This is a genomic window from Mesorhizobium sp. M0715 (assembly GCF_040320355.1).
GTDB lineage: Bacteria > Pseudomonadota > Alphaproteobacteria > Rhizobiales > Rhizobiaceae > Mesorhizobium.
Map to the genome: position 1 here is coordinate 47,456 of NZ_JAMYPL010000003.1, position 13,829 is coordinate 61,284.

Annotated in this window: 13 protein-coding genes; 11 read left to right on the forward strand and 2 right to left on the reverse strand. The window is 63.5% G+C overall.

The features are described 5' to 3' along the window. The first annotated feature begins 40 nt into the window (after window positions 1-40). The 11 genes from sucC to NKI21_RS04195 all read left to right on the forward strand — a co-directional run bounded on the left by sucC (window position 41) and on the right by NKI21_RS04195 (window position 11,574). Complete coding sequence (gene sucC, locus NKI21_RS04145) at window positions 41-1,234, forward strand: ADP-forming succinate--CoA ligase subunit beta (RefSeq protein ID WP_128304265.1); 1,194 nt, start codon at window positions 41-43, stop codon at window positions 1,232-1,234. Window positions 1,235-1,238: 4 nt separating this feature from the next. Then, on the forward strand, window positions 1,239-1,610 hold the full coding sequence (locus NKI21_RS04150; RefSeq protein ID WP_023811285.1) for a cupin domain-containing protein: 372 nt from the start codon (window positions 1,239-1,241) through the stop codon (window positions 1,608-1,610). 64 nt (window positions 1,611-1,674) lie between these two features. Next, window positions 1,675-1,905, forward strand: coding sequence for a hypothetical protein (locus NKI21_RS04155; protein ID WP_023811284.1), 231 nt, complete (start codon window positions 1,675-1,677; stop codon window positions 1,903-1,905). Then, window positions 1,895-2,314 (forward strand): PIN domain-containing protein, encoded by a 420-nt coding sequence (locus NKI21_RS04160; protein ID WP_127296323.1) that lies wholly within the window; start codon window positions 1,895-1,897, stop codon window positions 2,312-2,314. The genes NKI21_RS04155 and NKI21_RS04160 overlap by 11 nt, the downstream gene beginning before the upstream one ends. A 14-nt stretch (window positions 2,315-2,328) precedes the next feature. After that, on the forward strand, window positions 2,329-3,231 hold the full coding sequence (gene sucD / locus NKI21_RS04165) for a succinate--CoA ligase subunit alpha (protein ID WP_023811282.1): 903 nt from the start codon (window positions 2,329-2,331) through the stop codon (window positions 3,229-3,231). A 149-nt stretch (window positions 3,232-3,380) separates the two neighbouring features. After that, the gene (locus NKI21_RS04170; protein ID WP_023811281.1) at window positions 3,381-6,368 is read left to right on the forward strand and encodes a 2-oxoglutarate dehydrogenase E1 component; all 2,988 of its coding nucleotides are present in this window, start codon (window positions 3,381-3,383) and stop codon (window positions 6,366-6,368) included. A 47-nt stretch (window positions 6,369-6,415) separates the two neighbouring features. Then, window positions 6,416-7,696 carry a 2-oxoglutarate dehydrogenase complex dihydrolipoyllysine-residue succinyltransferase gene (gene odhB / locus NKI21_RS04175; protein WP_023811280.1) on the forward strand — a complete coding sequence of 427 codons (1,281 nt, stop codon included), beginning with the start codon at window positions 6,416-6,418 and terminating at the stop codon, window positions 7,694-7,696. A gap of 59 nt (window positions 7,697-7,755) precedes the next feature. Further along, a complete protein-coding gene (locus NKI21_RS04180; protein ID WP_023811279.1) occupies window positions 7,756-8,274 on the forward strand; it encodes a hypothetical protein in 519 nt (172 codons plus the stop codon). Beyond that, entirely contained in the window at window positions 8,271-9,026 is a 756-nt protein-coding gene (locus NKI21_RS04185; RefSeq protein WP_023811278.1) for an SDR family oxidoreductase, read from the forward strand. The genes NKI21_RS04180 and NKI21_RS04185 overlap by 4 nt, the downstream gene beginning before the upstream one ends. Window positions 9,027-9,049: 23 nt before the next feature. Continuing rightward, the gene (lpdA, locus tag NKI21_RS04190; protein ID WP_023811277.1) at window positions 9,050-10,456 is read left to right on the forward strand and encodes a dihydrolipoyl dehydrogenase; all 1,407 of its coding nucleotides are present in this window, start codon (window positions 9,050-9,052) and stop codon (window positions 10,454-10,456) included. A gap of 644 nt (window positions 10,457-11,100) precedes the next feature. Continuing rightward, complete coding sequence (locus NKI21_RS04195) at window positions 11,101-11,574, forward strand: DUF2867 domain-containing protein (protein ID WP_050592690.1); 474 nt, start codon at window positions 11,101-11,103, stop codon at window positions 11,572-11,574. 2 nt (window positions 11,575-11,576) lie between these two features. Here the strand turns inward: NKI21_RS04195 and NKI21_RS04200 are convergent, their stop codons facing one another. Together NKI21_RS04200 and NKI21_RS04205 are read right to left on the reverse strand one after the other, a co-directional pair. Next, window positions 11,577-12,647: a TraB/GumN family protein gene (locus NKI21_RS04200; RefSeq protein ID WP_023811275.1), complete on the reverse strand. Its 1,071-nt coding sequence runs from the start codon at window positions 12,645-12,647 to the stop codon at window positions 11,577-11,579. Window positions 12,648-12,770: 123 nt separating this feature from the next. Then, entirely contained in the window at window positions 12,771-13,709 is a 939-nt protein-coding gene (locus NKI21_RS04205) for a tyrosine recombinase XerC (protein ID WP_352677512.1), read from the reverse strand. Window positions 13,710-13,829: the final 120 nt, after the last annotated feature.

Below are 13,829 nucleotides of genomic sequence, written 5' to 3' on the forward strand. Positions count from 1 at the left end.
TCCAGTAAGTGAACCCCCAGTCGATCCGGAGACCATCCAGATGAACATCCATGAGTATCAGGGCAAGGCGCTGCTGAAGAGCTTTGGCGCGCCGGTGGCCGAAGGCGTGCCGGTGTTCAAGGCGAGCGAAGCGGAAGCCGCCGCCAAGGCGCTGCCGGGCCCGCTCTATGTGGTGAAGAGCCAGATCCATGCCGGCGGACGCGGCAAGGGCAAATTCAGCGAGCTCGGCCCGGACGCCAAGGGCGGCGTGCGGCTGGCGAAATCGGTGGCCGACGTCATCGCCAACGCCAACGAGATGCTGGGCAACACGCTGGTGACCAAGCAGACCGGTCCGGCCGGCAAGCAGGTCAACCGCCTCTACATCGAAGACGGCGCCGACATCGAGCGCGAGCTCTATCTGTCGATCCTGGTCGACCGTTCGGTCGGCCGCATCGCCTTCGTCGTCTCGACCGAGGGCGGCATGGACATCGAAGCGGTCGCCCATGACACGCCCGAAAAGATCATCACCGTCGCCATCGATCCGGAAAAAGGCGTCACGGCAGCCGACCTGAAGGCGCTCAACGGCGCGCTCAAGCTCGACGGCGATGCGGCCAAGGACGGCGATACGCTGTTCCCGATCCTCTACAAGGCCTTCGTCGAGAAGGACATGAGCCTGCTCGAGGTCAACCCGCTGATCGTCATGAAGAACGGCCGGCTGCGCGTGCTCGACGCGAAAGTGTCGTTCGACAACAACGCGCTGTTCCGCCACCCCGACGTGCTCGAACTGCGCGACACAACCGAAGAGGACGAAAAGGAAATCGAGGCGTCGAAATACGACCTCGCCTATGTCGCGCTCGACGGCAATATCGGCTGCATGGTCAACGGCGCCGGCCTCGCCATGGCGACGATGGACATCATCAAGCTCTATGGCGCCGAGCCGGCCAACTTCCTCGATGTCGGCGGTGGCGCGTCCAAGGAGAAGGTGACGGCGGCGTTCAAGATCATCACCAGGGATCCGGCGGTCAAGGGTATCCTGATCAACATCTTCGGCGGCATCATGAAGTGCGACATCATTGCCGAGGGCGTCATTGCCGCGGTCAAGGAAGTCGGGCTGGAAGTGCCGCTGGTGGTGCGCCTGGAAGGCACCAATGCCGAGCTCGGCAAGAAGATCATCAACGACAGCGGCCTCAACGTGGTGTCGGCCGATGATCTCGACGACGCAGCCAAGAAGATCGTGGCGGCGGTGAAGGGCTGAGCGGATGCCTCCGCGCAAGATAAACCTCGTCGAGGCGGCGGATCGGACCATCACCAAGGTCTTCGATCCGCATATCGCCGGCGACGTCAACGACAGCCAGGCGAAGGTCGCCAAGTTCGGCGAGATGTTCGACTGGCATGCGCATGACAATGAGGACGAAGCCTTCCTCGTGCTGCGCGGGCGTATCGCCATCGATTTCCGCGACGGTCCCGTCGAGCTCGGCGAGGGCGATTTCATCGTCGTACCGCGCGGCGTCGAACACCGGCCGCGCTCGCTGACCGCGGAACCCGTGGTGCTGATGTTCGAGCCGGCAACGACGCTCAACACCGGCAATGCCAAAAGCGACCTCACCGTCGCCGACCTGAAGCGGCTGTAACGAACTTGCGGCTGCCACACAGTTACACATATACTGTGTGAAGTAGGCGCAGGAGAAAAGAGAAATGAAGAACATCACTCTGGCAGTCGAAGACGAGGTCTTGGAGCAGGTCAAGCTGACGGCCGCCGAACAGCGAACGACCGTCAACGCCATGGTGCGGGAGTTTTTCTCGGCAGTGGCCGCCAAGCGGTACGCCAAGGACGAGGCACGGCAGGCCCTTCTGCGGCTCGCCCGCGAGGCGGCAGGCGACATGGGTGGCAAGAAATGGAACCGGGAAGCTCTCTATGATCGCTGACTGCTTCCTCGACACGAACATTCTCGTCTATGCCGCCATCGGACACAAGGCCGAGCGCGCGAAGTATGAGCGCGCCGTGGAGTTGATCGCCAAGGAAGACTATTCGACCTCCGCACAGGTGCTGCAGGAGTTCTATGTCAACGTGACCAAGCGAGCTGAGGTCACACTGGCGCCGGCGAAGGCGGCCGAATGGGTCGCCGCGATCTCCATGAAGCCCTGCCAGGATCTGGATAGCGCCGTTGTAATGCGGGGCATCGCGAACGCGCAACGCTACCAGATTTCATATTGGGATGGCGCCATCATCGCCGCCGCCGAGCGCCTTGGCGTCAAGATACTCTACACCGAAGACCTCAACCACGGGCAGTCTTATGGCTCCGTGGTCGCCATGAACCCCTTCCGCAATCACTGATCAGGTCGCAAAAAATGTCCATTCTCGTCGACAAGAACACCAAGGTGCTGGTGCAGGGCCTGACCGGCAAGACCGGCACGTTCCACACCGAACAGGCGCTGGCTTATCACGGCACGAAAATGGTCGGCGGCATCCACCCGAAGAAGGGTGGCGAGACGTGGACCGGCGCGAAGGGCGAGAGCCTGCCGATCTTCGCCACCGTCGCCGAGGGCAAGGAAAAGACCGGCGCCAACGCCTCCGTCGTCTATGTGCCGCCGGCGGGTGCCGCCGAGGCCATCCTGGAAGCGATTGAGGCCGAGATCCCGCTGATCATCTGCATCACCGAAGGTATCCCGGTGATGGACATGATCAAGGTCAAGGCGCGGCTCGACCGCTCGACGTCGCGGCTGATCGGGCCGAACTGCCCGGGCGTGCTGACGCCCAACGAATGCAAGATCGGCATCATGCCCGGAAACATCTTCCGCAAGGGCTCGGTCGGCGTTGTTTCGCGGTCGGGAACGCTTACCTATGAGGCAGTGTTCCAGACCACCAATGTCGGGCTCGGCCAGACCACCGCCGTTGGCATTGGCGGCGACCCCGTCAAGGGCACCGAATTCATCGACGTGCTCGAAATGTTCCTCGCCGATGACGAGACCAAGTCGATCATCATGATCGGCGAGATCGGCGGTTCCGCCGAGGAAGACGCCGCGCAGTTCCTCAAGGACGAAGCCAAGCGTGGCCGAAGCAAGCCGATGGCCGGTTTCATCGCCGGGCGCACGGCGCCGGCCGGCCGCACCATGGGCCATGCGGGCGCGGTCATCTCCGGCGGCAAGGGCGGCGCGGAAGACAAGATCGCGGCGATGGAATCGGCTGGGATAAAAGTATCGCCCTCGCCGGCGCGGCTAGGCACGACGCTGGTCGAGGCGATCAAGGGTTAAGGCAGTAAGGGAGTAGGGCAGTATGGCAGTAGGGGAATAGGAAGAACGGGACGAGCGGCGGCAACCGCCTGCTTTCCCTACTGCCTTACTCCCCTACTGCCCTACTCCCCTCCAAAAACAGGAGACGGAGCCAGGCTCCGCGGACAAAAATGGCAAGACAAGATCAGGCCAACGACCAATTTTCGCTCACCTCATTCCTCTATGGCGGCAACGCCGATTACATCGACGCGCTCTACGCCGCCTATGAGGACGATCCCGCCTCGGTCAATCCCGAATGGCAGGAGTTCTTCGCCGGGCTGAAAGACGATGCCGGCGATGTGCGCAGGAATGCCAAGGGCGCCTCCTGGGCCAAGCCCTCCTGGCCGCTGCAGGCGAATGGCGAACTGGTCTCGGCGCTCGACGGCAACTGGGGCATCGTCGAGAAGACGATCGAAAAGAAGGTCAAGGACAAGGCGGTCACCAACGGCGTCGTCCTGTCCGATGCCGACGTGCACCAGGCGACGCGCGATTCGGTGCGCGCCATCATGATGATCCGCGCCTACCGCATGCGCGGCCATCTGCACGCCAATCTCGATCCGCTCGGCATCGCCAAGCCGCTCGAGGATTACAACGAGCTGTCGCCGGAGAACTATGGCTTCACCGAAGCCGACTATGACCGGCCGATCTTCCTCGACAATGTGCTCGGCCTTGAATTCGGCACCATCCGGCAGATGCTGGAAATCCTGACCCGAACCTATTGCTCGACGCTCGGCGTCGAGTTCATGCATATTTCGGACCCCGAGGAAAAGGCCTGGATCCAGGCCCGCATCGAGGGCGCCGACAAGGAGATCACCTTCACCGCCACCGGCAAGAAGGCGATCCTGCAGAAGCTGGTCGAGGCCGAAGGCTTCGAGCAGTTCATCGACGTCAAGTACAAGGGCACCAAGCGCTTCGGCCTCGATGGCAGTGAAGCGCTGATCCCGGCGCTGGAGCAGATCGTCAAGCGCGGCGGCCAGCTCGGCATGAAGGAGATCGTGCTCGGCATGGCGCATCGCGGCCGGCTGAACGTGCTCTCCCAGGTGATGGCCAAGCCGCACCGCGCCATCTTCCACGAGTTCAAGGGCGGCTCGGCCGCACCCGACGAGGTCGAGGGCTCGGGCGACGTCAAGTACCATCTCGGCGCCTCGTCGGACCGCGAGTTCGACGGCAACAAGGTGCATCTGTCCCTGACTGCCAACCCCTCGCATCTGGAAATCGTCGATCCGGTGGTGATGGGCAAGGCGCGCGCCAAGCAGGATTACCTGTTCGGCCGCAGCCGCGAGGAGATCGTACCGCTGGAAGAGCGCGCCAAGGTGCTGCCGCTCTTGCTGCATGGCGATGCCGCCTTCGCCGGTCAGGGCGTGATCGCCGAGATCCTCGGCCTGTCCGGCCTGCGCGGCCACCGCGTCGCCGGCACGCTGCACTTCATCATCAACAACCAGATCGGTTTCACCACCAACCCGCGCTTCTCGCGCTCGTCGCCCTATCCATCAGACGTGGCCAAGATGATCGAGGCGCCGATCTTCCACGTCAATGGCGACGACCCGGAAGCCGTGGTGCACGCCACCAAGGTGGCGATCGAATTCCGCATGAAGTTCTTCAAGCCTGTTGTGGTCGATATGTTCTGCTATCGCCGCTTCGGCCACAATGAGGGCGACGAGCCGGCCTTCACCCAGCCGATCATGTATCGCAACATCCGCACCCACAAGACGACGGTCCAGATCTATGGCGACCGGCTGATCGCCGAGGGTCACATCAGCCAGGCTGAACTCGACCAGCTCAAGGCCGACTGGCGGGCGCATCTGGAATCGGAATGGGAAGTCGGCCAGCACTACAAGCCCAACAAGGCCGATTGGCTGGACGGCGCCTGGTCGGGCCTGCGCACCGCCGACAACCAGGATGAACAGCGGCGCGGCAAGACCGCCGTGCCGGTCAAGACGCTGAAGGAAATCGGCAAGAAGCTGACCGAGGTGCCGAAGGATTTCGAAGCGCACAAGACGATCATCCGCTTCCTCGAGAACCGCCGCCAGGCGATCGAGTCGGGCGAAGGCATCGACTGGTCAACGGCCGAGGCGCTGGCCTTCGGCGCCATCCTGCTCGACGGCAATCCGATCCGCCTGTCGGGCCAGGATTCCGAACGCGGCACCTTCTCGCAGCGCCATTCGGTCCTTTACGACCAGCGCGACGAGACCCGTTACATCCCGCTCAACAATCTGTCGGCGGCTCAAGCTGGCTACGAAGTCATCAACTCGATGCTGTCGGAAGAGGCGGTGCTGGGCTTCGAATATGGCTACAGCCTGGCCGAGCCGAAGGCGCTGACCTTGTGGGAAGCGCAGTTCGGCGACTTCGCCAACGGTGCCCAGGTGGTGTTCGACCAGTTCATCTCCAGCGGAGAGCGCAAGTGGCTCAGAATGTCGGGCCTCGTCTGCCTGTTGCCGCATGGCTATGAAGGCCAGGGTCCGGAACACTCTTCGGCCCGGCTCGAACGCTTCCTGCAGCTTTGCGCCGAAGACAACATGCAAGTGGCCAACTGCACGACGCCGGCCAACTACTTCCACATATTGCGCCGGCAGCTGAAGCGCGACTTCCGCAAGCCGCTGATCCTGATGACGCCGAAATCGCTGCTGCGCCACAAGCGGGCGGTGTCGACGCTGCCGGAAATTTCGGGCGAAAGCTCGTTCCACCGGCTGCTTTGGGACGACGCGCAACTGCTTTCCGGGCAGGCGATCAAGCTCACCAAGGATTCGAAGATCCGCCGCGTCGTGCTGTGCTCGGGCAAGGTCTATTACGACCTCTATGAGGAGCGCGAGAAGCGCGGCATCAACGACATCTATCTGCTGCGCGTCGAACAGCTCTATCCGTTCCCGGCCAAGGCGCTGATTACGGAACTGTCGCGTTTCCGCAATGCCGAGATGGTCTGGTGCCAGGAGGAGCCCAAGAACATGGGCGCCTGGTCGTTCATCGACCCGTATCTGGAATGGGTGCTGGCGCATATCGACGCCAAGCATCAGCGGGTGCGCTACACCGGCCGTCCTGCCGCCGCCTCGCCGGCGACCGGACTGATGTCAAAGCATCTCGCCCAGCTCGCCGCCTTGCTCGAAGACGCGCTTGGTGAATAGAGAATATCTGGGCGAACAACAGAACCGAAAGAAAACGGACAGGCACAATGGCTACCGAAATCCGCGTTCCCACTCTCGGCGAATCCGTCACTGAAGCGACCGTCGGCAAATGGTTCAAGAAGGTTGGCGATACAATCGCCGCCGATGAACCGCTGGTCGAGCTCGAGACCGACAAGGTGACGGTGGAGGTGCCTGCCGCCGCCGCCGGCACTCTGGGTGAGATCACCGTCAAGGAAGGTGAGACGGTCGGTGTCGGCGCGCTGCTGGGTTCGATTTCGGCAGGCGGCGCGGCCGCCGCGCCGGCAACCAAGCCGCAGGCGGTGTCGCAGGCCTCGTCGCCGGATGCGGCATCGACCGGCAAGCAGGCCGCGGCCGAGACCGCCAAGATCGCCGGCGACGCCGGCCCGGTCGAGCCGCGCACCATGCCACCGGCACCGGCCGCGGCGAAACTGATCGCCGAAAGCAATCTCTCGGTCGACCAGATCTCCGGTTCGGGAAAGCGTGGCCAGGTGCTGAAAGGCGACGTGCTCGACGCCATCTCCAAAGGCGCGCCGTCACAGCCGGCAGAGACGCCGAAGGCGGCACCTGCACCGGTTGCCGTGCGCGCGCCATCCTCCGGCGACGACGCCTCGCGCGAGGAGCGCGTGCGCATGACCAAGCTGCGCCAGACCATCGCGCGCCGCCTCAAGGAAGCGCAGTCGACCGCCGCCATGCTGACCACCTTCAACGAGGTCGACATGTCAGCGGTGATGGCGCTGCGCACCAAATACAAGGACGTGTTCGAGAAGAAGCATGGCGTGAAGCTCGGCTTCATGGGCTTCTTCACCAAGGCCGTCACCCACGCGCTGAAGGAAATCCCTTCGGTCAATGCCGAGATCGACGGCACCGACATCATCTTCAAGAACTATGCCCATATCGGCGTCGCCGTCGGCACCGAAAAGGGCCTCGTCGTCCCGGTCGTGCGCAATGCCGACCAGATGTCGATCGCCGAGATCGAGAAGGACATCGGCCGGCTGGGCATCGCCGCCCGCGACGGCAAGCTGTCGGTCGCCGACATGCAAGGCGGCACGTTTACGATTTCCAACGGTGGCGTTTACGGGTCGCTGATGTCGACGCCTATCCTCAACGCGCCGCAGTCGGGCATTCTTGGCATGCACAAGATCCAGGAGCGGCCTGTCGTGGTCGGCGGCCAGATCGTGATCCGGCCGATGATGTATCTGGCGCTCAGCTACGATCACCGCATCGTCGACGGTAAGGAAGCAGTGACCTTCCTGGTCCGCGTCAAGGAAAGCCTGGAGGATCCGGAACGGCTGGTGCTTGATCTCTGAGGTCTGGTGCTGATCCGGCTGTTGGAATGCGTGCCGGAGGAAGGGATCTGCGCGGCAGAATGACGACCCGTTCCCTTAGCCTTTCCAAGGTGCTTTCGATCGCATCGATCGCGGCCGGCATGGTGCTGGCCACCGCCGGCGCCCATGCAGCCTGTCCGATCGAGCTCGCCGTCTATGGCGACGCCCAGAGCGGCAGCGAAATCGATTTCACGCCGACCGGCACCTCGGCGACCGTCACCAACAGCTTCCGCATGATCCTCGACAACAATGTGGTGCTCAACGGTATCGTTATGTGGAACGAAGGCGTGTCGCGGCCGAACGGCGCGCTGATGTACAAATGCCCCGAAGGCGACGTCACCGGCGAGGAGCTTGCTGCCTGCACGCCCTGGCATGGCGTCATCTACACGTCGGATGACAAGGGCAACATCGGACTGCTGCCGGCCGAAGGGGTCGAAGCGCCGAAGACGCTGATCCTGCCGGACCTCGGGCCGGCGTTGCGCCAATCCTCGGCCTATGGCGGCAGCGGGTTTTCGAAAGTGCCGTGGGATGTGTTTGTCTTGAAGGGATGCCAGGAATGAGCGAGGCGAAAAAGGTGCTGCTGGTCACCGGCGGTAGCCGCGGCATTGGCGCCGCGGTCTGCCGGCTAGGATCGAAGGCCGGCTACCGCGTGGCGGTCAACTATGCCTCGAACCAGGCTGCCGCTGACGCAGTGGTCGCCGAGATCAAGGCCGGCGGCGGCGAGGCCTTAGCCGTCAAGGGCGATGTCGGCAGCGAGGCCGATATCGTGGCCATGTTCGAGGCCGTCGACCGCGCTTATGGCCGGCTCGACGCCTTCGTCAACAATGCCGGCATCGTCGACGTCAAGGCGCGTGTCGACGAGATGGACGTCGCGCGGCTGGAGCGCATGATGCGCATCAATGTCGTCGGCTCGTTCCTGTGTGCCCGCGAAGCGGTGAAGCGCATGTCGACCCGTCATGGCGGGGCGGGCGGATCGATCGTCAACATCTCGTCGGCGGCAGCGACGTTGGGCTCGCCGGGCGAATTTGTCGACTATGCCGCCTCCAAGGGTGCCATCGACACGTTCACCGTCGGGCTCGCCCGTGAGGTCGCACTGGAAGGCATTCGCGTCAATGCGGTGCGGCCCGGCCTCATCGATACCGAGATCCATGCCTCCGCCGGGCAGCCGGACAGGATAGAGCGGTTCCGCGACCTGCTGCCGATGAAAAGAGCCGGCACGGCTGATGAAGTCGCGGGCGCGGTTCTCTATCTTCTATCCGACGCCGCGTCCTATACGACGGGCGCGATCCTGAATGTAAGCGGCGGCCGCTGAGCGCCAAGCAAAGGGAAACAAACATGGCTTATGACGTCGTTATCATCGGATCGGGACCGGGCGGCTATGTCTGCGCCATCAAGGCGGCGCAGCTCGGGCTCAAGGTTGCGGTGGTCGAGAAGAATGCCACCTTCGGCGGCACCTGCCTGAACATCGGCTGCATCCCGTCCAAGGCCCTGCTCCATGCCTCCGAGATGTTCGCCGAGGCCGGCCACTCCTTCGACACGCTCGGCGTCGAGATATCAGCGCCGAAATTGAACCTGAAGAAGATGATGGCGCACAAGGATGCGACGGTGACGTCGAACGTCAACGGCGTCGCCTTCCTGTTCAAGAAGAACAAGATCGACAGCTTTCGCGGCACCGGCAAGGTGGTCGCGGCCGGCAAGGTCTCGGTGACCGGCGAGGACGGCAAGGTCGAGGAGATCGAGACCAAGAACATCGTCATCGCCACCGGATCGGATGTCGCCGGCATTCCCGGCGTCAAGGTCGACATCGACGAGAAGGTGATCGTGTCGTCGACCGGCGCGCTGTCGCTGGAGAAGGTGCCCGGCCATCTGGTGGTGGTCGGCGGCGGTGTCATCGGGCTCGAGCTCGGCTCGGTGTGGGCGCGGCTCGGCGCCAAGGTCACCGTGGTCGAATTCCTCGACACCATCCTGGGCGGCATGGACGGCGAGGTCTCCAAGCAGTTCCAGCGGCTGCTATCCAAACAGGGTTTCGAGTTCAAGCTCGGCGCCAAGGTCACAGGCGTCGCCAAGGCCAAGAAGGGTGCCGCGGTCACCTTCGAGCCGGTCAAGGGCGGCGCCGCCGAGACGATCGAGGCTGATGCCGTGCTGATCGCCACCGGGCGCCGGGCCTATGCCGACAGTCTCGGGCTCGGGGAAGCCGGCGTCGAGGTCGACGAGCGCGGCCGCGTCAAGACCGATGGCCATCTCAAGACCAATGTCCCGGGCATCTATGCCATCGGCGATGTCATCGCCGGGCCGATGCTGGCGCACAAGGCCGAGGACGAGGGCGTGGCGGTAGCGGAAACCATTGCCGGCCAGGTCGGCCACGTGAACTATGACGTCATTCCGAGCGTCGTCTACACCAGCCCGGAAATCGCCTCGGTCGGCAAGACCGAGGAAGAGTTGAAGAAGGCCGGCATCGACTACAAGGTCGGAAAGTTCCCGTTCAGCGCCAATGGCCGGGCGCGCGCCATGCTGCACACCGACGGTTTTGTGAAGATCCTCGCCGACAAGCAAAGCGACCGCGTGCTCGGCGTGCATATCGTCGGCTTCGGCGCCGGCGAGATGATCCACGAGGCGGCGGTGCTGATGGAGTTCGGCGGCTCGTCGGAGGATCTCGCCCGCACCTGCCATGCGCATCCGACGATGTCGGAGGCGATCAAGGAGGCGGCGCTGGCCACGTTCTTCAAGCCCATCCACATCTAAAAGGCCAATGCTTCGTCATCCTCGGGTTAAGCCCGAGGATGACGAAGGCACGGTGACACCACTAACCAAAACGGCCCGCTTTCAGCGGGCCGTTCGTATTTGATATCGAACCGATCAGTTGGCCGGTGCGGCAGGAGCCGGCGCTGGAGCCGGTGCGGGCGCTGGGGCCGGGGCCGGTTCTGCAGGGGCCGGTGCAGGTGCAGGTGCAGGTGCAGGTTCGGCTGGCTTCATCGGTTCTGCCGGTGCGGGCGCGGGGGCCGGTGTGCTGGCCGCCGGCGGCTCGGCTGGTGCCGGGTGCTCACCACTTCTTCCGAAAACATAATACGCGACAACCGCCAGAATAACGACGACCAGCGCAATCAGCCAGCCACTACCGCCGCCACCGCTCTGTTTGATGGTGGTGTTGGTGGTGTTGGGATTGAACGGATCGTTTGGATTCGGTGCGTTCGCCATAAAAGTGTCCTCCGTGGATGAAAAATATCAATCAACACCATTCAACGCGCAATCATTGAACTGGTTTCACGCTAGGGTTGGAAAACGCCAAAAACAAGGACAATCCTGCCTTTCCGCAGCCTGAACGGCGTCGTTTCGCCCCGCAGCGCGCCAAGTTTGCGTCTGTTAAGCTCGAATCAGAGGATTTTGCCGTGACAAATCCGTTAGGGCAGGTTGTCCCGAATCACTGCGATGCTCTCGCCGGAGCCCAGTTCGCCGACCGCTATGTGCTGGTCACTGAAGGTCTTTCTTTAACCGCACTCGGCGCGGCGGAACGCGCCTTGGGGCGAACACCGCCCTGGATCGGCAGGCTCATGGCGCTGCGCAACCTGGCCGTCAGGCCGTTCCGGCTGAAGACGGGCCTGGAAGCTGCGGTGTTGCCGTCGGGCCGGATCGGGATATTTCCGCTCATCAGCCAGTTTCCCGGCAAGGTTGTGCTTGGCCTCGACGACCGACATCTCGATTTCCGGGTCCTGGTCGAAGTCAGGGATCTCGGCATGGGCCGGCAGGAAGTGGCCGCGACGACGATCGTCAAGACGCACAATTGGCTCGGTCGCGCCTATCTCGCGATCATCATGCCGTTTCACCGGATCGTCGTTCCGGCGATGCTGGCCCAGATCAGATAAGGTTACAGGCCTACAGGCGTGACGGTGTAACCGGCCTTGCGGAAATCCTCGACGAGGCCTTCGGGACCGGGAAGGTGGAGGGCGCCGACCGCCATGAAGACGTTGCCCCTGGCAAGGATCGGTTCGGCATGCTCGACCATCACCTTGTTGCGGCTGGTGATCATGGTTTCCTCGAACGCCGCATAGCCCGCGGGGTCGTCCGTGCCATCGGGCATGGCCACGCGAAACAGCGGCCAGAACATGCCGGTGTCGCCGCGCTGGTAGAGCACGATCATGGTTTCGTTGATGTCGTTGATCTTATCGCCGAGCTTCAGCGTGTCGACGAGACCCTTCATGTGAAACGCCAGCGGCAGCGAGGCCATGGCCCGCAGCTGGCTTTCAGCCGTCTCCAATCCTTCCACCGGCTTGCCGGAAGCCTTCGCACCTTGGGCCAGCCTGACATCGAGCACCGGGGCGCCGCCTGACTGGCGGGCCAGCTCGCAGGCCGGCAGTGCCATCATGGCCGAGAGCATCCACGGCTTCATCTTGGCAACCGTTGCCGGAGGAATGCCGCGTGCGTCGAGCGCGGCGTTCATGGCCGCCGCATCGTCGGGCGACAGCAGCGACGCCAGCGTCGTCGAATCAGTGAACATCATCAGGTCCGGCTCCTGGAGCATCGCGACCATCATCTTCTGCTTGTCGAGCACGTCGGTGGTTTCGATGACGATGGTGCCGGCGGCGTCATAGGCTTTCTGCGCGTCGGGAGGCAGCGTGGTGACACGCGGGTCGGTCATATGCATGGTGCCGAACAGGAAGGACGGCTTCTCGCCGGGCTTTTCCAGCTTCCACAACAGGCCCTTGCCGTTCGGTGTCGCTGCGGCTTCCGCTTCGATCTTGCGGTAGGTCGCCGGATCGTTCTTCTGCAAGGCCGACAGCATGTCGGCGCCGGTGCAGGTCGGGATTCCGGCATGCGCCTTGCCGGCCGCGAACAGCAGCACGGCGAGGAACGACAGGAAGAACAGAACATTGAGTGCGACGAGCAGCTTCAGCGACACGGAAGCTGCACGGTCGGCGATGGCGATGACGCGTTTCATGGTTCTGTCTTCATGTTTGACCATGATCTTTTCCGAAAACCGGGTCCCACTTTTCGGGATCATGGTCAGTTCTAGAACCGAAAAGCGGCAAAACGGTTAATTGGTACTGCGAAATTGAAGGGTTCATGCCCGTGGATGGGCTGATTCGTAGATTTCGAGCAGCCTCGCGGTGTCGACGCCGGTGTAGATTTGCGTCGTCGACAGGCTGGCGTGGCCGAGCAGTTCCTGGATGGTGCGCAAGTCACCGCCGCGGCCGAGCAGATGCGTGGCGAAGGAATGGCGCAGCGCATGCGGCGTCGCGGTATCGGGCAGGTTGAGCGCCGAGCGCAGTTTGGCCATGTCGCGCTGGACGATGGCCGGGTTGAGCGGGCCGCCACGGGCGCCGCGAAACAGCAGGCCCTTGGGGTCGAGATGGTAGGGGCAGAGCCGGCGATATTCGGCGATCGCCCTGAGCGCCACCGGCAGCACCGGCACCAGGCGCGTCTTGCCGCCCTTGCCGGTGACGCGCAGCACCGTGTCGTCCGCCGACGCCAGATCGGCGCCCGCCAGACCGAGCGCCTCGGAAATGCGCAGGCCGGAGCCGTAGAGCAGTGTCAGCACAGCGGCGTTGCGGGCCGCGATCCAGGGTTCTTCCGCCAATTGGCCTTCGATGGAAACGATATGCTTGGCGTCGCTCGCCGTCAGCGGCTTGGGCAGCGATTTGGGCTGGCGCGGTGCGCGCAGGGCTGCCGCACCCGCCGCATTGGCAAGGCCGCGCCGCTCGAGGAAACGCAGCAGCGAGCGGATGCCGGCGAGACCCCGGCCCAGGGTGCGGGCACCGGCGCCGGCATTGCGCCGCGCAGCGAGGAAGCCGCGCAGGTCGGCCGGGCGCAGATCGGCGATGTCCGAAATGCCGGGCGAGCCGCCGCAATGGCCGGTGAGGAAATGCAGGAACTGGCGCGTGTCGCGCTCATAGGCTTCCACCGTCTTAGGCGACAGCCGACGTTCTCGCGCCAGCATCTTCAGCCAGCTTTCACGCGCCGCCTGGAGATCGGGTTTAGCCGGGATGAGGAATTCCTGCATGGCGTCTGATCCAGTTCGCCGCCATTTTCTCGCAGGCAGGTTAGAAAGCGGTGAAGAGTCCGTCATTGAAAAGATGGCCGGCTGGGGCTAGGAGATCGTCGATTGGCGGCAAGTCACAAA